This window comes from Enterobacter sp. BNK-18 (assembly GCF_047456135.1).
GTDB lineage: Bacteria > Pseudomonadota > Gammaproteobacteria > Enterobacterales > Enterobacteriaceae > Enterobacter > Enterobacter ludwigii.
In genome coordinates this window covers 3885961-3908391 of record NZ_CP179899.1, presented here as the reverse complement: position 1 = coordinate 3908391, position 22431 = coordinate 3885961, and the positions used below count along the sequence as shown (strand labels likewise).

Below are 22431 nucleotides of genomic sequence, written 5' to 3'. Positions count from 1 at the left end.
ATTCTCATATTTGTTCCACCATTAAACCCAAGTAATAATTTAATCTATTCACTAAAATTTTTTATGTGACTCTTCTGCTTTCTAGTAATGTCTAAGTCATCTTTTTTAGTTTTCTCACCCACAAATATTCAGGCCTTAAACTTTACCCATGTGTTTCAAATAATTAATTACGTTGATATTGATTTGTTCGGTTATATTTCGGATATCATAATAGCCAAACTTTAATCGTGAGGTACAATTCCTGAACGGCAAAATGCTTTCCTGGCTAAGTTTTTAGCCAATATGCCAAACTCAACTTCTCATCTTTCGTTGCGGCTTCAAATTGCGCCTTTAACTTTATTTTAATGCAGATCTGCAATGAAGGGGTTTTTCCGGATTTTGGGTAAGTTGGGTCGCATTTCATATCTAACGAGTAGGATATCTGCGTTAAGTTAGCATTCACTCACCCAACCGCATATGCAGCAACGGAAACGCATTCCCCTGTCCGTCCCGTTCTGAGCGCCCCACCTGCACAAACCCCATATGCTGATAAAACGCAACACCCTGCGGGTTTTGGTCGTTTACATCCACTTCATTCGCACCAAAATGCGCAATGGCATAGTTCAGCAGTAATTTACCCACGCCCTTCCCCCGGCTCGCATCATCCACAAACAGCATTTCAATGCGGTTTTCATCCACGCCTAAAAAGCCATGAATAACACCCGCTTCATCGCGGGCAATCATAACCTTGAGATTGGGCAGATAGGCATTGAGCAATAACGGGCGCAGCGCCGCAATATCACTTTCCTGCAAAAAATGGTGGGTGGCACGAACGGAAGACTCCCAGACTGTGACGAGACGGTCGAAGTGTGAGGGGTGTGCGGTTTCGATTTTCATGGGGGGGATCATTATAGAGCGCAGCGATTAAATCAAGTATCCAGAAGCATAGAGACAATAAAATGAAGACCTTAAATGAAGTAATAAACTCTCGAACCTGTGAAAGTCGAGAGCGTATCAAGGAAATGGCCCGGAAGTTGGTTCAGGAGACTGGTCAGCAGATAGAGCATGAAAAGCAAGAATCCCCAACAGACATTGAGAATAAAGAAACCAGCTAATCCTTCATGGTAGTTGTTCGGGTAAACCGAACAACTGAGGAATGGTAAATATTCTAGCGCCCTGTCCCCCCTCACCTAGCCCTCTCCTTCAGGGAGGGGGAACTGACCGTGCGGTTTGTCATCCCCCACCTTAATCTCCATCACTGCATACACCCCGTCTTTTGGCACGACCACGGTGACGTTTTCCACCGGCACACCTGCCGCGATATGAATATCCTGCAGCTGCCGGAGCGTCCGCGGGTAAATATCCTCCCAGCCGATACAGCGCAAAATAAAATCGATTTGTGAGCTGCTGGCCAGCATATTCGAGACAATCACCGCCCCGCCGGGCTTTATCAGCCGCAGCGCACGCTGGAGGAAAATCACCGCATCGGCATCGTTGAAATAGTCGAAAATCCCCAGCGCATCCACCAGTTCGGCCTGATGCTCGCCCAGCTCATGCAGTAAATCTTCGTTACGCACCAGCGTATGGAGCAAGTTGCGCCTGAGCAGGGTCAGCTGTTCACCCACGATAATGCCTTCCTGCGCCGCCATGGTTTCGGCCCAACTGAGCGCCACAGGGTCTTTATCCACCAGCGTCAGATACACCTGCTGGCCGTCGAGCTTCGCCTCGCGCAGCGCCTCCAGCACGGGGATTGCAGCCCCGCTTGCCAGGCTCACCCAATTGTTATCGTTCCCGTTGCGGATGTATTTATCCACCATCGCAGCCAGTACTTTTGCACGGGAGCGCACACCAATGGCATCGTTCGCATGGATAAACCACTGGCGGCTGTCGCTGTCCATTCGGGTTCCGTCTGGCAGGCGCTCCTCCAGCGGGTTTTGCACCACAAAAAGCGCCAGCGCAGAGGGAACCAGCCGGGTACGCCACGCGGTGAGCGCCGGACGATTGCGGTAGGCTTGCCCGGAATAACAGTTCTGTGGGACAAGCACGGCCTGTCCCCCCTCTTCGTATTCAATCAACGGAGGACGAAGCGCCGGGTCGGCTTTCAGCGCCCGGTTAATCGAATTGATCTCACGGGCAGTGTCGTCCTTCATCGGCCACTGGTCGCTAATATCCGGAAATGACGCACTGAAAATGGTCATATTTTCCGGTGCATCGCCGCGAAAAGGCTGCCAGTTCATGTCGTCGTCTCCCGTTGAGCTTTTAACGGAAGTCTATCCAGGCGAGCCAGTAAAACCCTACGAAGAAAGCACGATCTTCACTGCTTAACCCACACCAGCTGATCAACCTTGAAGCCCAGACTGCGTGCGGTATTCAGGTAGTCCTGTTTCACGGCATCCGGAATCGTCGGCGTACGAGACAGGATCCACAGATAGTCGCGGTTCGGCCCGCTCACCAGCGCATACTGGTACTTATCGTCCAGCTTGATCACGTTATAGCCGCCGTAGAAGGGGCCGAAGAACGACACCTTCAGCGCTGCCGTCGTCGGTTCGCCGGTAAAGTACGCTTTGCCTTCACTCTCATTCCACTTGTTTTTAACCGGGTCGAAACCCCGGTTAAGCACGCTGATGCCACCGTCGCTGCGCTCGCCGTAGGTGGCGGTCACCTGCTCCAGCCCGCGTTCGAAGCGGTTTTCCAGGCGGGCAACTTCATACCACTTGCCGAGATAGCGGCTGGCTTCAAAATTTGAAATGGGCTTTACGCCTTTCGGTGGCGTAGGGGATTTGCAGGCCACCAGAGTCAGGGCAATGGCGACACCCGTCACAACAGGCCATAGTTTCATGAGAATTCCTTTCATTTGCACGGTTGGAAGTAAAGTGTAGTGCACCGTTACGGCGCTTCATCCCGTGAGGGAAAATTCGTAGTATATTGAGAGTATTCCTCCACTCTGGACACGGACATGGCTTACTCCATCGGCGAATTCGCCAGACTCAGCGGGATCACCGCCACGACGCTGCGGGCATGGCAGCGTCGCTATGGTTTACTCAAGCCACAGCGCACGGAGGGCGGCCATCGCCAGTACAGTGATGAGGACGTCCAGCAGGCACTGAAAATCCTCGACTGGGTGAAAAAAGGCGTGCCCATTGGCCAGGTCAAACCGCTACTGGAACGCCCCGTCCCGCGCCGAACCAACAACTGGCAAACGTTGCTTGAGACCATGCTGCAACGCCTGCAGGACGGGAAAATTGAGTCCCTGCGCCAGATGATTTACGACGCTGGCCGCGAATACCCCAGGCCAGAGCTGGTTGCAAATGTGCTGCGTCCGTTGCGCAGCCAGATGTCAGCCAACATCCCTGCCGCCATGACCCTGCGCGAGATCCTCGACGGCATTATCATCGCCTACGCCTCGTTCTGCCTTGAAGGCGACAAAAAAGCGCCGGGTGATAACATCCTGCTTAGTGGCTGGTACCTGAATGACCCATGTGAAATCTGGCTCGAGGCGCTGACGCGTACCGGACAAGGACACCGTATCGATATTTTGCCTACCCCCTCCACGTCACTGGCGCCTGAAATTTTCCCCGAGCGCAAATGGCTTCTGGTGACCAGCGGTAAACTGACCGCCGCACGGAAAAAGCAGGTGGCGCAGTGGCAGCAGCAGGTATCCCTTGAAGTGATTATCCTCTGATTATTTTCTCCTGCGGTAAACTTCACGAAAAGTTGAATATTTTTCCGTCCCGCAAATGCTAACGTTTTCCTGTGACTGACAACCCCACAGGAAAACACAATGAAAAAAACAACCCCTCTGCTGATGCTGGCCGCCATGGCCTTTACCCCTGCCGCGTTTAGCGCCCCTGCCGGCACCCTGAGCGTACATATTCTCGACCAGCAAACCGGGATGCCACCATCTGACGTTACCGTCACGCTGGAGAAGCAGCAGCAGAACACATGGACCCAGATTGCCAGCGGCAAAACCGACCACGACGGACGTATCAAATCACTCTATCCGCAGGATCAGGACATGCAGCCAGGCGTGTATAAAGTGACCTTTAAAACCGCTGATTACTTCCACGGCAAAAAGCTGGACACCTTCTTCCCGGAGATCCCAGTGCTATTTACCGTGACCCGAACCAACGAGAAACTTCACATCCCGCTTCTGCTGAGCCAGTATGGCTACTCGACCTACAAGGGCAGTTAAGAAACATTGATTTTAAAGGATAATAAAAAATAACTCCGCCAATACTTGGACAAATTACTCATGTTGTGTAAGTTTTAGATATACGAACTGGAGACACACACCATGACAATGAAACCTGTAATCGGTATTAGCGGATGTTTGACCGGTTCCGCCGTTCGCTTCGACGGCGGACATAAGCGTATGGGCTTTGTCATGGACGAACTGGCCCAGTGGGTGAATTTCAGGCCCGTCTGCCCTGAGATGGCCATCGGCTTGCCGACGCCACGCCCTGCACTGCGTCTTATCGTGACGGACAGCGGTGAAACCCAGATGCGTTTTAGCCACGCCCCGCACGAAGACGTTACGCAAAAGATGGCTGACTTTACGGCAGATTATCTGCCTAAAATCGGCGATCTGGCGGGATTTATCGTCTGTGCAAAATCCCCCAGCTGCGGCATGGAACGCGTGCGGCTGTATGATGAAAACGGCAACCGGGGCCGCAAGGAGGGTGTCGGGCTGTTCACTGCCACCCTCCTTGAAACCCTGCCGTGGTTACCCGTGGAAGAAGATGGTCGCCTGCACGATCCGGTGTTGCGGGAAAACTTTGTTGAGCGTGTTTTCGCGCTTCATGAACTGAACACACTGCGCGCCCAGGGTCTGACGCGCCGTGCGCTATTAGATTTCCACAGCCGCTACAAACTTCAGCTGCTGGCGCACCATCAGGCGGGTTATCGTGAAATCGGCCCGTTCGTTGCCACGCTGCACGAGTGGGAAGATTTGGACGCCTTCTTTGTGGCGTACCGCGAAAAGCTGATGACCATCCTGAAGAAACCTGCCTCGCGGAAAAATCACACCAACGTGCTGATGCATATTCAGGGGTATTTCCGTAACCAGCTCAACAGCCGCCAGCGCGGCGAACTTCGCGACGTGATCCTGCACTACCGTAACGGGCAGTTGCCCATCCTCGCGCCGATCACGCTGCTGAAGCACTACCTGGCCGAATACCCTGACCGGTATCTGATGACGCAAAACTACTTTGATCCCTATCCTGATGATTTGGGTCTGCGTCTGGCAGTCAAGTGATCATAAAAATGCGAAGGCCCCATTGACCCTCAGAGGCCCAAAGCAGTACCCCGTTTAGACGACACCCTCACTGTCGTCTCTTTTTTTGCATTTAACCTTAAAGACTGTAATTATATACAGGCCTACAGTGCAAAAAAGGAGCCTGCCTGTGATCAAAAGCCTGCACATCCAAAACTACCGCTCGATTCGCGACATGTCGCTGGAGCTGGAAGCGCTCAATATCGTCTTCGGCCCCAACGGTACCGGGAAATCGAATATCTACAAGGCGATACACCTGATGCACAGCGCGGCGCAGGGGCAGTTCTCCCAGGCGCTGGCAAATGAAGGCGGTATTCTGAAGGTGTTCTGGGCAGGTAAGACCCGTAGCGACCAGCTCCGGCGGATGAATCTTGCGGTGGAAACAGACACTTACGAGTACGAGCTGCAGGTGGGCTTTGTCGAGCAACTGCCCTATCCCTCCCAGTTTCAGCTCGATCCGGTCATTAAAGAAGAGTCCATCTGGCTTACCGGTCAGCGCCGTCGCCCTTCATCACAGCTGATGAAGCGCAGGAATCAGGCGGTATTTCTCAACAACGTGCACCACGAAAAAGTGACTCACAGCGGCACGCTGTATGAAAACGAATCGGTGTTCGGGCAGCTCGGCGAACCGCATCTCTACCCGGAAGTGTCGCAGATGCGGGAGTCCCTGCGTAACTGGCGCTTTTACCATGAATTTTCCGTCTCATCCGGCTCGGCGATGCGTGCCCCGCAGGTCGGTTTCCGCTCCCCGGTACTGGCCAGCGACGGCGCCAACCTGGCGGCCGCATTTCAGACCATTGTCGAGATTGGTGATGAAATGTTGCTGATGCGCATTCTCGACCAGGCCTTCCCCGGCTGCGAATTTTACAGCGACAACACCGGCGGCCGCTTTCGCATGATGATGCAGCGCGAGGGGCTGAGCAGGCCGCTGGAACCGGCGGAGTTTTCCGACGGGACGCTGCGCTTCCTGTGCCTGGCGGTAGCGCTGTTAAGCCCACGCCCACCGGCCTTTATCGCGTTGAACGAACCGGAAAACAGCCTGCACCCGCAGATGCTGCCCGCGCTGGCGAGCTTAATCGCCGAGGCCAGCCGCTACTCGCAGATCTGGCTCACCAGCCACTCGCCGGAGCTGGCGAAGTTGATTGAGAAGCAGCGGTCGTTTTCATTGTATGAGCTGTCGATGGCGGAGGGGGAGACGAGGGTGGACAGGCTGGAGTAACTCTATATCCTCATCTCCTGTTCACCGGGGTGGATTCTTTTCTTTCGACATAAAGCATTGTATTCCTCCAATGATTACCCCACCACTAATGGAAAGGTTAACAGCTTCAACAAGATCACTCATTGGAAAATCAAATTGCCCGATGAAAAAATAGGTAACAAAGGCTATCAGCAAACGGCCGCACAAAAGCGTGGCAAAAATGCCAGCGATCCAAACAGCTACCAGCAATAGGAATAATTTTATCCTCGTAGTAAACATTATTTTTCTCGCTTAATTTGTTTTGTATAGCCTCATTGGCAGCCTGTCCTTTGCTTCCGAAATATTCAGAACTCAATGACTCCAGAACCGTTTCGCCGTTGACGGTGGCCTTCTCCCACCACAGTAAGCTGTGGTCGAGCGCAGCAATCTGATCCTCAGTCAGCGAGACGCCAAACAGCAGGCCCAGCGACTGCTGCGCCGCCGCGGCGTTATCCATCAGATAGCGCATCCGATCCAGATCGGAGCCGATACCGTTCAGGTAGCGGTTATCGGTCTGGTCGAGTACCACGTTGGAAACATAGCGGGTATCGAACGCCGCATCGCCGAGGAAGCAGTAATAAATTAATGACGAAGCCGAAAAGTCTTACGCCATTCTGCCGGACTCACGCCAAAACGCGCCTTAAATTGCTGGCGCCAGGTCACCGCAGAGTTAAACCCTACCAGCTCTGCCACGCTTTCAATGGGCATATTCCCGGCTTCTAACAATATCTGGCTGCGCCGCAGGCGCTCGGTGGTCAGCCAGTCGGCCACGCTCATCCCGGTGGCTTTTACAAAATGGCGGGTAAGCGTGCGGCGGCTCATCGATACCACCTCTGCCAGCGAGTCCAGATTATGCGGTTCGGCAATGTGCTGCTGGAGATAGTCAATCAGGGAGTTGATTCGTCCGTCACGGGTATCTTTCGGTACCGGCTGGGCAATAAACTGTGCCTGCCCCCCCTCGCGGTGTGGCGGCACGATCATACGGCGGGCAATCTGGTTGGCGACCACGCTGCCAAAGCGCTGGCGGATGATGTACAGGCAGCAGTCAAGCGCGGCAGCAGTACCCGCAGAGGTGATGATATTGCCGTCATCGACGTAGAGCGCATTGATATCCAGCTTTACGTCCGGGAAAAGCGTCTGAAACTGATGTTCAAATTCCCAGTGCGTGGCCGCGCGTTTACCGTCGAGAATGCCCGCATAACCCAGCACAAACGACCCCAGACAAAGCCCGACGATCTCCGCCCCGTTGTCTCTGGCCTGGACCAGGCTGTCGAGAAGCGTCTGGGGCGGGCGTTGCTGGACATGCTGCCAGTAAGGCACCACGACGATATCTGCCTGGCCGATGGCGGAGAAATCGTGAGTCGCGTTAAGCGCAAACCCGTCTGTGGATGTCAGTAATCCCGGTTTTTCGGCGCAGATCAACACACTAAAGCGCTTTTCGCCGGATACCGTATCACCAAACAAAATGCAGGGAACGGAGTAGTGGAACGGGCTGAACCCGTCTACCGCAACAATCGCGACGTTGATTAGCGCCATGTATCTCTCCTTTCCCCTGGTGATGCTCAGAATATAACGGTTTCACCATCCTCGGGAATGCTCACCGCATCACCAATCAGGTTCGCGTCAACGTACTCACGCAGCGCATGGCGGGTCAACAGACAGTGGTTGATGGCCTCCATATGGGTCGCCACAATTTTCGCCTGCGGCAGCAGGAAGTGGACGTTGAGCACATCTTCCTGGCCCATGATAATCGGCCCAAACCCGATGACGTGAGCATAGCCCGCGTTAAGCACCACCACATCCGGCTGATGCTTTTGCAGATCGGCTGCCACTTCATCACGCCAGATGGTATCCCCGACAATGTAGAGCGTCTTCTCATCAGGATGACGTAAAACCACGCCACAGGCTTCACCCAGCCGTTCCGCCAGCTCCGGCACGGCGTAAGCACGATCGGTACCGTGCTGACCGCCGCGGGTTTTCGCGATCCGGATATCGCCAAACGCCGTCTCCTCGGTCATTACCGTCAGGTGGGTAAATCCCTGGCTGCGCAGCAGCGCGGCGTCGCTGTCGTTCTGCACAAAGACAGGTTTATCTTTGCCGATCAGTTCCACTGCGGCGCGATCCCAGTGATCGTCATGGGTATGGGTGACGATCACCGCATCCGCCTCCAGCAACGTGTTGACGTCAACGGGAAGCTCGACCATCGGGTTGCGGATTTCCGCATGCGCCGTGCCGGGGAAGCCCGGATAAGCGCCCTTCGGGGCCAGCATTGGGTCGATTAAAAAGCATTTCCCGGCGTAGGTAATCAGCTGAGTGGCATTACGAATCTGGGTGATGTTCATGGGTATTCTCCTCATAGTGTGAAGAGGAGAATAGCCCGATGCCGCGCGTAACGATGTGGGCCACAGGGCGATGATCGATGAAATCGGGTCAACGTTATCGCATCCGCAACGCATCCACCACCAGCGAAAAGGCCGGCGACGGCTGCTTTCGGCTCGGGTAGTAGAGATAATACCCCGGGAAGGGCAGACACCAGGGTTCCAGCACGCGGATTAACCGGCCTTCAGCAATATGATCGCCAAACTCGTCTTCGGGCAGGAAAGCAATCCCGAATCCCGCCAGGGCAGCTTCGACAATATGCCAGGAAGTATTAAAGGTCAGCTGGCCATTCACGCGCACGTTCAGATCGCCACCGTCCTGATCAAAATCCCAGACGTAAATCCCGCCGGATTTAATCATCCTCTGGTTAATACACTGGTGCTGCGTCAGCTCATGCGGCGTTTGCGGAACAGGATGACGGGCGAAGTAGTCCGGCGAGGCGACCGCGGCCATACGCAACTGCGGGCCTATCGGCAACGCGATCATGTCTTTATCGATGGTATCTCCCATTCGAACGCCCGCATCGAAGCGGTCGGCAACGATATCGCGAAAACCGTGATTGGCGTCGAACTCGATGTGAATGTCAGGGTATTGCCGCAAAAGTGGCGTCAACTTAGGCAACAGGGTGCGCGATAACACATCGGGTCCACAGGTGATCCTCACCGTGCCGGCAGGCTTGTCGCGAAGCTCCGTCAACATGTCCAGCTCCGCTTCGATTTCATCGAAACGGTTGCCAATGGCGTTGAGCAAGCGTTCGCCGGCTGCGGTGGGGGAAACGCTGCGGGTGGTGCGGGTCAGCAGGCGGATCTGCATCCGGTTCTCCAGCCCGGTTATGGCCTGGCTTAACGCGGGCTGGGTCACGCCCAACTGTGCCGCGGCACGGGTAAAACTGCCCTCACGCGCCACGGTGACAAAAGCAAAAAGATCGTTCAGGTTACGCTTCATCACACCCTCATTTATAAGCCAAACTTATAAGCTCATTAAGCATTGATTAGCTAGTCAGAATACACCCGCCGTGTAAAATTTTCACTGTGACCTGACGTCAACCACATTCCAACCTTTCATCTGCATGCGTTATTCCCGTGAATAGCGCCCGGCCCCGGCTTGTCCGAATCTGGCCGAACGAATAACAAGGTAAACACGATGTCCGCTATGGTGAACGAAACATCAGCGCGCCAGTCCCGTGCCTGCTGGAGCGGCGTGCTGGCAATGACCCTCTGCGCTTTTACGCTGGTCGCCTCAGAATTTATGCCTGTAAGTCTGCTGACGCCCGTTTCGCGGGATCTCGCCGTCAGTGAAGGCCTGGCGGGCCTCGGGATCGCGATATCCGGCGCGCTGGCCGTATTGACCAGCCTGTTTCTCTCTTCTCTTGCGGGAGGCATTAACCGCAAATCGCTGCTGCTGGGCCTGACGGCGTTGATGGCCGTCTCCGGTCTGATTATCGCCGTAGCTGAGAGCTATCCCCTTTATATGCTGGGACGCGCACTGCTTGGCGTGGCCATTGGCGGCTTCTGGTCGCTCTCCGCGGCGACCGCAATTCGCCTTGTGCCACCGCATCAGGTTCAACGTGCGCTCGCCATTTTTAACGGTGGCAACGCCCTGGCGACCGTCGTTGCGGCTCCGCTCGGCAGCTGGCTGGGGGCGACAATCGGCTGGCGCGGTGCCTTTTACTGCCTGGTGCCCGTCAGCCTGCTCGCGTTTATCTGGCAGTGGTTCAGCCTGCCTTCCATGTCCGTGGAAAAGCGCACCGCGTCGTCCACCAGCGCCTTCGGCCTGCTGAAAAACCCTCTGGTGGCAAAAGGAATGGTCGCGTGCGGCGTCTTTTTCATGGGGCAGTTCGCGCTGTTTACCTACGTGCGTCCGTTCCTGGAAACCGTGACTTTCGCCAGCGCGACGCAGTTATCGTTAATCCTGCTGGTCATTGGCGTGGCGGGTTTTATCGGCACCCTGCTGATCGGCACGTTTCTGCGCCGCGGATTTTACACCACGCTGGTCGCCATTCCCGTGGTGATGGCGCTGATTGCCGCGGCACTGATGGCCTTCGGCCATCACCTTGCCGCCGTCACCGCCCTGCTCGGCCTCTGGGGACTGGTCGCGACGGCCGCCCCCGTCGGCTGGTGGACCTGGGTTGCCAGAACGCTTCCTGAAAATGCCGAAGCGGGTGGCGGACTGATGGTGGCAATGGTGCAGCTCTCCATTGCGCTCGGCTCCACGCTCGGTGGCCTGGCCTTTGACCACAGCGGCTGGCAAAGCACCTTTGCACTCAGCGGTGTACTGCTTATCGCCGCTGCCATGTTCACGTTTTACACCTCACACAACGACACACTTCACAGGAGTTAATCATGAGAAGATTCACCATGGCGCTCGGGCTGTTAGTCAGCGCCTTCGCCGCCAGCGCTGCCGATATGTCCCGGGGCGCAGATAATTTCTACAAAAGCGATAAGGTTACGCAGCAGAAGGTGACCTTTAAAAATCAGTATCAGATGAACGTCGTCGGCAATCTGTATAGGCCAAAAGAGGCGGATAAAAACGCCAGACTGCCGGCGATCGTGGTCGGCCATCCGATGGGCGCGGTGAAAGAGCAAAGCGCCAGTCTCTATGCGCAAAAGCTCGCGGAACAGGGCTTTGTCACCCTGGCGATTGATCTCTCATTCTGGGGGGAAAGCGAAGGTAAACCGGGGCATCTGATCTCACCAGAAATCTATTCCGATGATTTCAGCGCGGCCGTGGATTATCTGAGCACCCAGGCCTTTGTCGATCCGCAGCGCATCGGGGTGCTGGGCATTTGCGGCAGCGGCAGCTTCGTTATTAGCGCGGCGAAAATTGACCCGCGCATGAAAGCGATCGCCACCGTCAGCATGTATGACATGGGCTCCGCCTTCCGCAACGGTCTCAACCATTCCGTGACGGTTGAACAGCGTAAAGCGATGATTGCCTCTGCCGCTGAGCAGCGTCTGAAAGAGTATCAGGGTGCAGAGACAGCCTACATTCCCGGGACGGTAAATAAGCTGGATGATTCTACGCCGGCTATCCAGCGTGAGTTCTTCGATTTCTATCGCACCGAACGCGGCGGGTACACGCCACAGGGCGAGAAAGAGGCGCTGACGACGAAACCGATGATGAGCAGCATCGGTAAGTTTATGAACTTCTACCCGTTCAACGATATCGAAACCATTTCACCGCGTCCGATGCTGTTTATCACGGGTGATAAAGCGCATTCGAAAGAGTTTAGCGAAGACGCCTATAAACGCGCCGGTGAACCGAAAGAGCTGTATATCGTGCCGAATGCAGGCCACGTTGACCTGTATGACCGCACGGATCTGATCCCGTTTGCAAAACTGGCCTCGTTCTTTAAAGCCAACCTGAAATAACCCGGTAAGGCGTATAACACCCTGTTATACGCCTTTGTCCTGACTACCAGCCCGGCACCGCGCCACCGTTAAAGAGGGTCTCTGCGGCCTTCGCCACTTCCGGCGACTGATACGACTGGATAAATTCCTTCACGTTTTCCGCGTCTTTGTTGTCTTCCCGCGTCACCACGATGTTCACATACGGCGAGTTTTTATCTTCAATAAACACGCTGTCATGCACCGGCGACAGCCCGGTTTGCTGGAGATAGGTGGTGCTGATAATGGCGACATCCACTTTCGGATCATCCAGCACGCGCGGCAGTTGCGCCCCTTCCAGCTCCATAATGTTCAAATGCTTCGGATTGGCGGTGATATCCAGCGCCGTCGGCAGCAGGCCAACGTCCGGCTTCAGGGTAATCAGCTTCTCTTTTTGCAACAGCAGCAGTGCGCGGCCAAGGTTGGTCGGATCGTTTGGAATGGCGATGGTCGCGCCGTCCTTCAGCTCAGACACGGATTTGATCTTGCGGGAGTAGCCGGCCATCGGGAAAACAAAGGTATTCGCTACAGCAACCAGCTTGTAGTGATGCGCCTTGTTATCTTCTGCCAGGAACGGGCGATGCTGGAAGACATTGGCATCAAGATCGCCCTGACTGGTGGCATCATTGGGCAACAGCGAGCCGCTGAACCCCACCAGTTCCACATCCAGACCGTATTTCTCTTTCGCCACTTTTTTAGCGACTTCCGCCACGTCCTGCTCAGCGCCGTTAATCACGCCGACTTTGATGTGTTTGGCATCGCTGCCGCCTTGATCGCAACCTGCCAGCAGCAGGCCCGCGAGAACCAGAGCACCCAATCGAAGTTTCACGAGACATATCCTTTTGATAAACGTTTCAGTGACTATATCGACAACGGTACGGCTGGCTAAAAAACGAAAAAGCATCAATAAGACGGATAAGTTATATGTGCGGGGGCGCTATTGATCCGACCTGAGCATGCCCGCACGGCGTAACGGCGTTTCACGTAAAAACCACGACAGTACAAACGCCAGCACCATAATGCTTGCCGCCAGCAGGAACACCGCGTGAATGGCTGAGTCAAACGCATCAAGGTAATCGAGCCGCAGGGCCTCTGGCAGCCGGTGAATGGCCGCAGGATTGAGCTCATGCGGTAACTCCGCCCCTTGCGGTAAACGGTCCATCAGACCCGATTGTAAAACGTGGGTGAAGACCGCGCCAAACAGCGCGACGCCGATGGCCCCGCCAATGGAACGAAACAGCGTGACCCCGGAAGTCGCCACCCCGTATTGATCGGCAGAGACGCTGTTTTGCACGGCCAGCACCAGTACCTGCATGACCAGCCCCAGACCCATCCCCAGCACGCCGGTAAAAATGTACAGCTGCCAGGTCGGCGAGTGGATCGAGATGCGCGTCAGCAACACCATGCCCACCACGCCAAGCAGCGTACCGGCGATCGGGAACAGACGGTATTTTCCGGTACGGCTGATAATCCGCCCGCTGATGATCGAGGTCAGCAGCAGTCCGCCCATCAGCGGGATCAGCTGCAGACCGGCCTGAGTCGGCGTGGCGTCTTTCACAACCTGCAGATAGAGCGGCAGGAAGGTGACCGAGCCAAAGAGCGACATCCCGATAATAAAGCCAATCAGGCTGCAGAGCAGAAAGCTGCGATCGCGGAACAGCGAGAGCGGAATGATCGGCTCCCAGGCCAGACGCTCCTCATAGATAAACCCGGCGATACCCGTCAGGCCAAAGGCCAGAATGCACCACAGCTGCGGGTCGTTCCACTGGCGTATCGTCCCGCCTTCAGTGGTAAACAGGATGATACACAGCAGCGCCATGCTGAGGTAAATCGCCCCCAGATAATCAATCTCGTGCTTGTTGCGCCGTGCGCTGCCGTGGAACACCGCGCCTATCACCAGCAGGGCAAAGAGACCGAGCGGCAGATTGATATAAAAAATCCAGCGCCAGGAGGCATGCTGCACGATAAACCCGCCGATAAGCGGCCCGATCACCGTCGCCAGACCAAACACGCCGCCAAACAGCCCCTGATAGCGGCCACGCTCCGCAGGCGGAATAACGTCCGCCACGGCGGCCATACTGATGACCATCAGACCGCCGCCGCCCAGCCCTTGCAGGCCGCGCATCAGCACCAGTTGGGTCATGTTTTGCGCCAGACCGCAGAGCACCGACCCCGCCAGAAACAGCACAATAGCGATTTGAAGGACGATTTTACGCCCAAACAGATCGCCGAATTTTCCGTACAGCGGCACCACAATGGTCGAGCTGAGGATATAGGCCGTCACCACCCAGGAGAGCTTATCCAGGCCACCCAGTTCCCCAACGATGGTGGGCAACGCCGTGGAAACAATCGTCTGGTCCAGCGCCGAAAGCAACATCACCAGCAGCAACGCGCTGAACAACAGCTTTATCGACGGCGCGTTTTGCGCAGGTTGAGTCATTACGTCGGACTCCATAAGAGATCGCTTGAAATTAATTAACTGGATAATTAATATTTAAGTAAGTGATGAATAAGATCAAGAGATCCTGCGACTATGCCAGCACATAAGGACAATTCTGAACCGCGCCGCCCCGGTCGACCACGCGGCGGAAAGCGGGCAACCGCCAGCCGCGAACAGCTGCTGGATATTGCGTTGAGCCTCTTTTCCCGCCAGGGAATCGCTCAAACCTCGCTGAACGCCATCGCCAAAGAAGCGGGCGTAACGCCAGCGATGCTGCATTACTACTTCAATTCACGAGAACAATTGCTCGACGCGATGATTGAGGAGCGCTTCCTGCCCTTACGTAACCGGATCGGCGCAATTTTCGCCGAAAACCCCGACTCGCCGGTCAACGCATTAACGCAAATGGTGAAGGTACTGGCCGAGCTGGCGGAGCAGCACCGCTGGTTTGCCCCGCTGTGGATGCAGGAGGTCATCGGGGAGATGCCTGTACTGCGCACGCATCTGCACGCGCGGTTCGGTGACGACAAATACCAGGCAACGCTCGCCACCCTTAAACGCTGGCAGCAGGAAGGGCAACTGAACCGGGCACTCGCGCCAGAACTGCTGTTCACCACGCTGCTAAGCCTGGTGCTGGTGCCGTTCTCAAGAATGCGCAACGACGAGAGGCTACACGCCCTCTCGCCAGAGATCATTGTGCGTCATGCGCTGGCCGTGATGGGCAACGGCATCGGCGGTTAAAGGGATTTGGTCAGATAATGCCTTTGCATACCCGGGTACGGGTAATCCGGCAACGACATCTGCAGCTGATAGCCCTGCTTTTCATAGAATGGACGTGCCTGGAAGCTGACCGTATCCACCAGCGCATGGGTGCAGCCTTTGCGTCGGGCTTCGTCTTCTGCCGTTTTGATAAGCTGGCTGCCGACGCCCGATCCCCGCACGGTGTCGCTGACCCACAGAAAATCGATGTTTAGCCAGTCGCCTTTGCGCACGCCAATTAACCCACCCAGCATCACGCCCTTATCGTCTCGCACATAAACGCCAATGTCGCCGCTAAAGTTTGAGAGATCTAAAAATTGTCCGTTGTAGGCGCGAAGCCCTGTTAATAATTCTTCTTTTTCATCGTGTGTGACGTTATCCGTCGTGCTCAGATGCATATTTTTCTCCTTATTTTCTGTGCAATCTTAATATTGCACAGCCTTTCCTTCATCAAAACTCCTTTTTTTCTCCATTCTTTAAACATTGAAATATTCATTCAATAAGTACTTAAAAAAAGTCTTTCCAATACGCACCTGAAACGTATAATGAGAACGATCATTCTCACTTTTATAGGGTAACCGACGATGAGCACAAAACTGGAAGAACGCCAAAAACAGCGTCAGGACGACATCATCGCTGCCGCGCGTCAGTGCTTTCGCACCAGCGGTTTTCATGCGGCCAGCATGTCGCAGATCGCCAGCGAGGCAAAGCTCAGCGTCGGGCAAATCTACCGTTATTTCAGTAACAAAGATGCGATTATTGAAGAGATGATTCGCCGTATCATCGACTCACGCATCGAAGAGATTCAGGGTAAAACGCTGGTCGAGGGGATGCCTCAGGCGCTCGCCTGGCGACAGACCCTGAATGAAGATGACGATGCGCTGATGCTTGAGATGTCGGCTGAAGCCACGCGTAATCCCCAGGTGGCGGCCATGCTGGTCGAAGCGGAAAAGCGGATGTTTGCTAATGCCTGCGCACACCTGAAAAAACAGTTTCCCCACCTGAGTGATGATCATATTCGCTGCTGCGTGGAGATTACTGCGGTAATGATTGAGGGGTCTATTTACCGTCGACTCACCCCCTTAAACGTACCCTCTGAACAATTAGAGCCTCTTTATCAAAATATTTTAAATATGCTTTTCTCTGCGAAGTAATCGCATGTGAATAATTAGCGGGAAGACGTTATTCCCTTATTAACATTTCCGGCTCTGCCGGAGATGCGGTATCGCTGTGCCTTTAAATAGCCCCCTTCCTTGTTAAGCCATTAACAGGGCAGGCATCGTTCACCCTGGAAAAAATTATGAAAGCCATAACAACCTCCATCGCAGCATTATTCCTCCTGACGGGGTGCGATAATGCACAAACATCTGCTCCTCAACATCCCCTCCCGCAAGTGGGGATTGTTACGCTCCTGAGCCAACCCGTTTCCGTGGTCAGTGAACTGACCGGACGCACCACGGCCGCCATGAGCGCGGAAGTGCGTCCTCAGGTGGGCGGCATTATTCAGAAACGGCTCTTTACCGAAGGCGATACCGTGCAAGCCGGACAGGCGCTGTATCAAATTGACCCTTCCAGCTACCGCGCCGCCTACGATGAAGCCGCCGCGGCCCTGAAACAGGCGCAGGCGCTGGTGCAGGCCGATTGCCAGAAAGCTCAACGCTATACACAACTGGTGAAAGACGACGGCGTATCGCGTCAGGATGCCGAAGATGCAAAGTCCACCTGCGCGCAGGACAAGGCCAGCGTGGAGTCGAAAAAAGCAGCCCAGGAAAGCGCGCGCATTAACCTCAACTGGACCACGGTGACCGCCCCGATTGCCGGACGTATTGGCATCTCTTCGGTCACCCCCGGCGCACTGGTCACTGCCCAGCAAGAGACCGCACTCGCCACCATTCGCGGCCTGGACAATATGTACGTCGATTTAACCCGATCCAGCGCCGATCTTCTGCGATTACGCAAACAAACGCTTGCCAGCAACAGCGAGACATTGAGCGTGTCGTTGATCCTTGAAGATGGCAGCACCTATCAGGAAAAAGGCCGTCTGGCCCTGACTGAAGTGGCAGTGGACGAATCCACCGGATCGGTCACACTGCGCGCCGTCTTCCCCAACCCGCAGCATCAGCTTCTGCCCGGGATGTTTGTTCGCGCCAGAGTGGATGAAGGGGTAATGAGCGAAGCCATCCTCGCCCCGCAGCAGGGAATTACCCGTGATGCCAAAGGCAACGCCACCGCGCTGGTGGTAGGGGCAGGCAATAAGGTGGAACAACGTCAGCTGGAAACGGGTGACACCTACGGCGACAAATGGCTGGTGCTGAGTGGGCTGAAGGCTGGCGATAAGCTGATTGTGGAGGGCACCGATAAAGTGACCGCCGGTCAGCAAGTTAACGCCGAAGAGATGAAAACCGCGGGAGGAAACGCCTGATGTTTTCCCGCTTCTTCGTGCGTCGCCCGGTTTTTGCCTGGGTGATTGCTATTCTGATTATGCTCGCCGGGGTGCTGGCGATCCGTACCCTGCCCGTCGCGCAGTATCCCGACGTCGCCCCGCCGTCGATCAAAATCTCTGCCACCTACACTGGCGCGTCGGCACAGACTCTGGAAAACAGTGTCACCCAGGTCATTGAGCAACAGCTGACCGGGCTGGATAACCTGCTCTATTTTACCTCCACCAGCAGTTCGGACGGCTCGGTAAGCATCACCGTCACGTTCGAACAGGGAACCGACCCGGATACCGCGCAGGTTCAGGTGCAGAACAAAGTTCAGCAGGCCGAGTCGCGCTTGCCGACCGAGGTACAGCAGGCCGGCATTACGGTGCAAAAATCGCAGAGTAACTTCCTGCTGATCATGGGCGTGTACGATAAAACCGACCACGCCAGCAGTTCGGATATCGCCGACTGGCTGGTGAGTAATATGCAGGATCCGCTGGCACGCGTAGAGGGCGTCGGCAGCCTGCAGGTGTTTGGTGCGGAATACGCCATGCGCATCTGGCTTGACCCGGCAAAGCTGGCGTCGTACTCGCTGATGCCATCCGACGTTCAGAGCGCTATTGAAGCGCAGAACGTGCAGGTTTCCGCCGGTAAAATCGGCGCGTTACCCGCGTCCGGTACCCAGCAGTTGACCGCCACCGTGCGTGCCCAGTCGCGCCTGCAGACGGTCGATCAGTTTAAAAATATCATCATTAAGAGCCAGTCCAGCGGCGCAGTGGTGCGTATCGGCGACGTGGCGCGCGTGGAGATGGGCAGCGAGGATTACACGGCTACCGCCAGGCTGAATGGCCACCCGGCAGCCGGTATGGCGGTGATGCTCTCGCCGGGCGCGAATGCGCTCAATACCGCCACCGCGGTGAAAGCTAAAATTGCCGAATTCAAACGGGCAATGCCGGAAGGCTATGATGTGGCCTATCCGAAAGACAGCACCGAGTTCATTAAGATCTCGGTGGAAGATGTGATTCAGACGCTGTTTGAGGCCATTATCCTCGTGGTAGTGGTGATGTATCTGTTTCTGCAGAACATTCGCGCCACGCTCATCCCCGCGCTGGCGGTGCCGGTGGTTCTGTTAGGCACCTTTGGTGTGCTGGCGCTGTTCGGTTATTCCATTAATACCCTGACGCTGTTTGCGATGGTGCTGGCGATAGGTCTGCTGGTCGATGACGCCATCGTGGTAGTGGAAAACGTCGAGCGCATTATGCGCGATGAAGGTCTGCCCGCCCGCGAAGCCACCGAAAAATCGATGGGCGAAATTTCCGGTGCGCTGGTCGCCATTGCGCTGGTGCTTTCCGCCGTGTTTCTGCCGATGGCCTTCTTCGGCGGCTCAACCGGCGTCATCTACCGCCAGTTTTCGGTCACCATTATCTCAGCGATGATCCTCTCGGTGGTGGTGGCGCTGACCCTGACACCCGCGCTCTGCGGCTCGGTACTGCGCCATACGCCTCCTCACAAAAAAGGGTTTTTCGGCGCGTTTAACCGCTTCTACAGTAAGACCGAGCATGGCTACCAGAATAAAGTCCTGCGCGCGCTGCGCCGCTCCGCGGGCATGCTGGTGGTCTACGCCCTGCTCTGTGGCGCGATGGCCGTGGCAATGCTGAAGCTGCCCGGCAGCTTCCTGCCCACGGAGGACCAGGGTGAAATCATGGTGCAGTACACCCTGCCTGCCGGTGCGACAGCGGTACGTACCGCGGAGATCAGTCGTCAGGTTCGCGAGTGGTTCCTCACTAAAGAAAAAGCCAACACCGATGTGATTTTTACGGTCGAGGGCTTTAGCTTTAGCGGCAGCGGCCAGAATGCCGGGATGGCGTTTGTCTCCCTGAAAAACTGGTCCGAGCGTAAAGGCGACGAGAACACCGCTCAGGCGATTGCCCTGCGCGCCACTCAGGAACTCGGCTCCCTTCGCGATGCCACCGTTTTTGCCATGACGCCCCCGGCCGTAGACGGCCTCGGCCAGAGCAACGGTTTTACCTTCGAGCTCATGGCCAGCGGCAGCACCGATCGCGACACGTTGCTGAAGATGCGTAATCAGCTGATCGGCCAGGCGAATCAGGACACCTCCCTGCATGCCGTTCGCGCCAATGATTTGCCGCAGATGCCGCAGCTGCAGGTAGATATCGACAACAACAAAGCCGTATCGCTGGGGCTTTCCCTGAGCGACGTCACCGATACCCTCTCCAGCGCCTGGGGCGGAACCTACGTGAATGACTTTATCGATCGGGGCCGCGTGAAAAAGGTCTACATCCAGGGAGACAGCGATTACCGCGCCGTGCCTTCCGATCTCAACAAATGGTACGTACGCGGCAGCGACAGCACCATGACACCGTTCTCCGCTTTCGCCACCACGCGCTGGGAATATGGCCCGGAGAGTCTGGTGCGCTACAACGGCTCGGCGGCCTATGAAATTCAGGGCGAGAACGCCAGTGGTGCCAGCTCCGGTACGGCGATGACCCGGATGGAACAGCTGGCGAACAACCTGCCGGCCGGCACAACCTGGGCGTGGAGCGGGTTGTCGTTACAGGAGAAACTGGCGAGCGGTCAGGCGATGAGCTTGTATGCCCTCTCCATCCTGGTGGTATTCCTGTGCCTGGCCGCGCTGTATGAGAGTTGGTCGGTGCCGATTTCAGTCATTCTGGTGATCCCGCTTGGGGTGCTGGGTGCGGCGCTGGCCGCCTCGCTGCGCGGGCTGAGCAACGACGTCTATTTCCAGGTGGCGCTGCTGACCACCATCGGCCTGTCGTCGAAAAACGCCATTTTGATCGTTGAGTTTGCGGAGGCGAAAGTCGCGGAAGGTTACTCCCTGACGCGTGCCGCGCTGCGTGCGGCTCAGACGCGACTGCGTCCGATCATCATGACGTCGCTGGCGTTTATCGCCGGGGTAACACCGCTGGCCGTCGCCACCGGTGCAGGCGCCAACAGCCGCGTGGCGATTGGGACCGGCATCATCGGCGGGACGCTCGCGGCAACGCTGCTGGCCATCTTCTTTGTTCCATTATTCTTCGTACTGGTGAAACGTCTCTTCTCCGGTAAGCACGCAAACCGGAGGTCATAATGTTTCGTGTATCTGTTTTAGTGTTGGCCCTGCTGAGCGCAGGCTGTGTTTCGTTAGACCCTACCTATCAGCGTCCTGACGCGCCCGTCCCTGCCTCGTTGCCGGGCGCCCACGGCGAAGCCACCGCCGTGGTCAGCCAGTGGCAGCAGGTGATGAACGATCACCGCCTGAACAGGGTGGTAACAATGGCACTCACCAGCAACCGCGATGTGCAAAAAGCGATTGCTGATATCGACGCCGCCCGCGCCCAGTATGGTGAGACGCGCTCGTCTCTGTTCCCGTCGGTGGATGCCAGCCTGAGCCATACCCGCAGCCGCACGCTGGCCAGCGGCGTGAGCACCAGCGATGAGGCTAACGGCGCCGTCTCCAGCTTCGAGCTGGATCTGTTTGGTCGTAACCAGAGCCTCTCGCGCGCCGCGCGTGAAACCTGGCTTGCCAGCGAGTTCACGGCGCAGAACACGCGCCTGACAATGGTCAGCGAGCTGACCACCGCCTGGATTACTCTGGCGGCAGATAACAGCAATCTGGCACTGGCAAAATCCACTCAGGAGAGCGCAGCGAACTCGCTCAAGATTGTGCAGCGTCAGCAGGACGTCGGGGTCGCCGCCGCAACGGATGTCAGCGAAGCGATGGCGGTTTATCAGCAGGCCCGCGCCAGCGTCGCCAGCTATCAGACGCTGGTGATGCAGGACAAAAACGCCCTGAATTTGCTGGCGGGCGAGACGGTACCGGAAAACCTGCTACCCGGTACGCTGGAGAGCCTGAGCGATAACGCCATCACCCTGATCCCGGCGGGCGTTAGCTCCGCCACGCTGCTGCGTCGCCCGGATATTCAGGAGGCTGAACATAACCTGTTGAGCGCCAATGCCAACATCGGTGCTGCGCGCGCCAACTTCTTCCCGACGATTTCGCTTACCGCCAGCGCCGGGGTCGGCAGCGATTCGCTCTCGTCATTGTTCAGCCACGGCATGAAGGTCTGGTCATTCGCGCCGTCCATCTCCCTGCCGCTGTTCAGCGGCGGCAATAACATGGCGCAACTGCGCTATGCCGAAGCGGAGAAAAAAGGGCTGATTGCCACCTATGAGAAAACCATCCAGAGCGCGTTCAAAGATGTAGCCGATGCGCTGGCGCGCCGCGAAACCCTGAGTGAAGAGCTTGATGCGCAACGTGAATACGTGGCGGCAGAGCAAAAAACGCTGGATGTGGCAACGCGCAGCTATCAGGTGGGGGCGGGTGATTACCTGACCGTTCTCACCGCGCAGCGCGCCCTGTGGTCGGCACGGGCATCATTGATTGCCCTGCAGCAGACCGACTTTGAAAACCGTATTACGCTGTGGCAGTCGCTGGGCGGAGGGATTCAATAACCGCCGGTGCCGGTCCGGGTCAGGGTTCTCATACGCAGGAAGACAAAAATTCATACTTTCGGCTGGCGTCGCTACACTGAATG

The 22431-nt window shown here is 56.2% G+C and carries 20 protein-coding genes and 1 pseudogene; 11 read left to right on the top strand and 10 right to left on the bottom strand.

The window, feature by feature from the left end; all coding sequences use genetic code 11:
• Nucleotides 1–438: 438 nt before the first annotated feature.
• From ACMGG3_RS18825 to ACMGG3_RS18815, 3 genes are all read right to left on the bottom strand, one after another.
• Entirely contained in the window at nucleotides 439–876 is a 438-nt protein-coding gene (locus ACMGG3_RS18825) for a GNAT family N-acetyltransferase (RefSeq protein ID WP_414149373.1), read from the bottom strand.
• A gap of 293 nt (nucleotides 877–1169) precedes the next feature.
• The gene (locus ACMGG3_RS18820) at nucleotides 1170–2216 is read right to left on the bottom strand and encodes a class I SAM-dependent methyltransferase (protein WP_414149372.1); all 1047 of its coding nucleotides are present in this window, start codon (nucleotides 2214–2216) and stop codon (nucleotides 1170–1172) included.
• A gap of 77 nt (nucleotides 2217–2293) precedes the next feature.
• A complete protein-coding gene (locus tag ACMGG3_RS18815; protein ID WP_020882704.1) occupies nucleotides 2294–2818 on the bottom strand; it encodes a lipocalin family protein in 525 nt (174 codons plus the stop codon).
• Nucleotides 2819–2935: 117 nt separating this feature from the next.
• On the opposite strand from ACMGG3_RS18815, the gene ACMGG3_RS18810 reads away from it, so the two are divergent.
• The 4 genes from ACMGG3_RS18810 (at nucleotide 2936) to ACMGG3_RS18795 (ending at nucleotide 6470) form a co-directional block, all read left to right on the top strand.
• Entirely contained in the window at nucleotides 2936–3661 is a 726-nt protein-coding gene (locus tag ACMGG3_RS18810; protein ID WP_014168030.1) for a MerR family transcriptional regulator, read from the top strand.
• Between the two features lie 99 nt (nucleotides 3662–3760).
• Entirely contained in the window at nucleotides 3761–4171 is a 411-nt protein-coding gene (uraH, locus tag ACMGG3_RS18805; RefSeq protein ID WP_014168029.1) for a hydroxyisourate hydrolase, read from the top strand.
• Nucleotides 4172–4273: 102 nt separating this feature from the next.
• Nucleotides 4274–5233 (top strand): YbgA family protein, encoded by a 960-nt coding sequence (locus ACMGG3_RS18800; RefSeq protein ID WP_020882705.1) that lies wholly within the window; start codon nucleotides 4274–4276, stop codon nucleotides 5231–5233.
• A gap of 148 nt (nucleotides 5234–5381) precedes the next feature.
• Nucleotides 5382–6470 carry an AAA family ATPase gene (locus ACMGG3_RS18795; protein ID WP_151887214.1) on the top strand — a complete coding sequence of 363 codons (1089 nt, stop codon included), beginning with the start codon at nucleotides 5382–5384 and terminating at the stop codon, nucleotides 6468–6470.
• 340 nt (nucleotides 6471–6810) lie between these two features.
• On the opposite strand, the pseudogene ACMGG3_RS18790 reads toward ACMGG3_RS18795, so the two are convergent.
• From ACMGG3_RS18790 to ACMGG3_RS18775, 4 genes and pseudogenes are all read right to left on the bottom strand, one after another.
• Nucleotides 6811–7065, bottom strand: a pseudogene (locus ACMGG3_RS18790) (hypothetical protein); the annotation flags it as partial.
• 5 nt (nucleotides 7066–7070) lie between these two features.
• A complete protein-coding gene (locus tag ACMGG3_RS18785) occupies nucleotides 7071–8024 on the bottom strand; it encodes a GlxA family transcriptional regulator (protein ID WP_014168024.1) in 954 nt (317 codons plus the stop codon).
• A 26-nt stretch (nucleotides 8025–8050) separates the two neighbouring features.
• Nucleotides 8051–8830 carry an MBL fold metallo-hydrolase gene (locus ACMGG3_RS18780; protein ID WP_414149371.1) on the bottom strand — a complete coding sequence of 260 codons (780 nt, stop codon included), beginning with the start codon at nucleotides 8828–8830 and terminating at the stop codon, nucleotides 8051–8053.
• Between the two features lie 94 nt (nucleotides 8831–8924).
• Nucleotides 8925–9812 (bottom strand): LysR family transcriptional regulator, encoded by an 888-nt coding sequence (locus ACMGG3_RS18775; RefSeq protein WP_020882709.1) that lies wholly within the window; start codon nucleotides 9810–9812, stop codon nucleotides 8925–8927.
• Nucleotides 9813–10010: 198 nt separating this feature from the next.
• Between ACMGG3_RS18775 and ACMGG3_RS18770 the strand changes: the two genes are divergently transcribed.
• Entirely contained in the window at nucleotides 10011–11207 is a 1197-nt protein-coding gene (locus ACMGG3_RS18770) for an MFS transporter (protein ID WP_032679307.1), read from the top strand.
• Between the two features lie 2 nt (nucleotides 11208–11209).
• Nucleotides 11210–12238 carry an alpha/beta hydrolase gene (locus ACMGG3_RS18765; protein WP_040018359.1) on the top strand — a complete coding sequence of 343 codons (1029 nt, stop codon included), beginning with the start codon at nucleotides 11210–11212 and terminating at the stop codon, nucleotides 12236–12238.
• A gap of 43 nt (nucleotides 12239–12281) precedes the next feature.
• Here the strand turns inward: ACMGG3_RS18765 and nlpA are convergent, their stop codons facing one another.
• Both nlpA and ACMGG3_RS18755 read right to left on the bottom strand, forming a co-directional pair.
• On the bottom strand, nucleotides 12282–13082 hold the full coding sequence (nlpA, locus tag ACMGG3_RS18760; protein ID WP_020882712.1) for a lipoprotein NlpA: 801 nt from the start codon (nucleotides 13080–13082) through the stop codon (nucleotides 12282–12284).
• 108 nt (nucleotides 13083–13190) lie between these two features.
• Entirely contained in the window at nucleotides 13191–14708 is a 1518-nt protein-coding gene (locus tag ACMGG3_RS18755; RefSeq protein ID WP_414149370.1) for an MDR family MFS transporter, read from the bottom strand.
• Between the two features lie 78 nt (nucleotides 14709–14786).
• Between ACMGG3_RS18755 and ACMGG3_RS18750 the strand changes: the two genes are divergently transcribed.
• Complete coding sequence (locus tag ACMGG3_RS18750) at nucleotides 14787–15434, top strand: TetR/AcrR family transcriptional regulator (protein ID WP_025206509.1); 648 nt, start codon at nucleotides 14787–14789, stop codon at nucleotides 15432–15434.
• Here ACMGG3_RS18750 and ACMGG3_RS18745 read toward each other — a convergent pair.
• Nucleotides 15431–15850: a GNAT family N-acetyltransferase gene (locus ACMGG3_RS18745; RefSeq protein ID WP_014168016.1), complete on the bottom strand. Its 420-nt coding sequence runs from the start codon at nucleotides 15848–15850 to the stop codon at nucleotides 15431–15433. The two genes, ACMGG3_RS18750 and ACMGG3_RS18745, sit on opposite strands and share 4 nt — an antisense overlap.
• A 186-nt stretch (nucleotides 15851–16036) precedes the next feature.
• Between ACMGG3_RS18745 and ACMGG3_RS18740 the strand changes: the two genes are divergently transcribed.
• The 4 genes from ACMGG3_RS18740 to ACMGG3_RS18725 all read left to right on the top strand — a co-directional run bounded on the left by ACMGG3_RS18740 (nucleotide 16037) and on the right by ACMGG3_RS18725 (nucleotide 22348).
• Nucleotides 16037–16606, top strand: coding sequence for a TetR/AcrR family transcriptional regulator (locus ACMGG3_RS18740; RefSeq protein ID WP_032680022.1), 570 nt, complete (start codon nucleotides 16037–16039; stop codon nucleotides 16604–16606).
• 146 nt (nucleotides 16607–16752) lie between these two features.
• A complete protein-coding gene (locus tag ACMGG3_RS18735) occupies nucleotides 16753–17874 on the top strand; it encodes an efflux RND transporter periplasmic adaptor subunit (RefSeq protein ID WP_032679304.1) in 1122 nt (373 codons plus the stop codon).
• A complete protein-coding gene (locus ACMGG3_RS18730; protein WP_414149369.1) occupies nucleotides 17874–20984 on the top strand; it encodes an efflux RND transporter permease subunit in 3111 nt (1036 codons plus the stop codon). Before ACMGG3_RS18735 ends, ACMGG3_RS18730 begins: the two co-directional genes overlap by 1 nt.
• A complete protein-coding gene (locus ACMGG3_RS18725; protein ID WP_410385293.1) occupies nucleotides 20984–22348 on the top strand; it encodes an efflux transporter outer membrane subunit in 1365 nt (454 codons plus the stop codon). Before ACMGG3_RS18730 ends, ACMGG3_RS18725 begins: the two co-directional genes overlap by 1 nt.
• Nucleotides 22349–22431 lie beyond the last annotated feature (83 nt).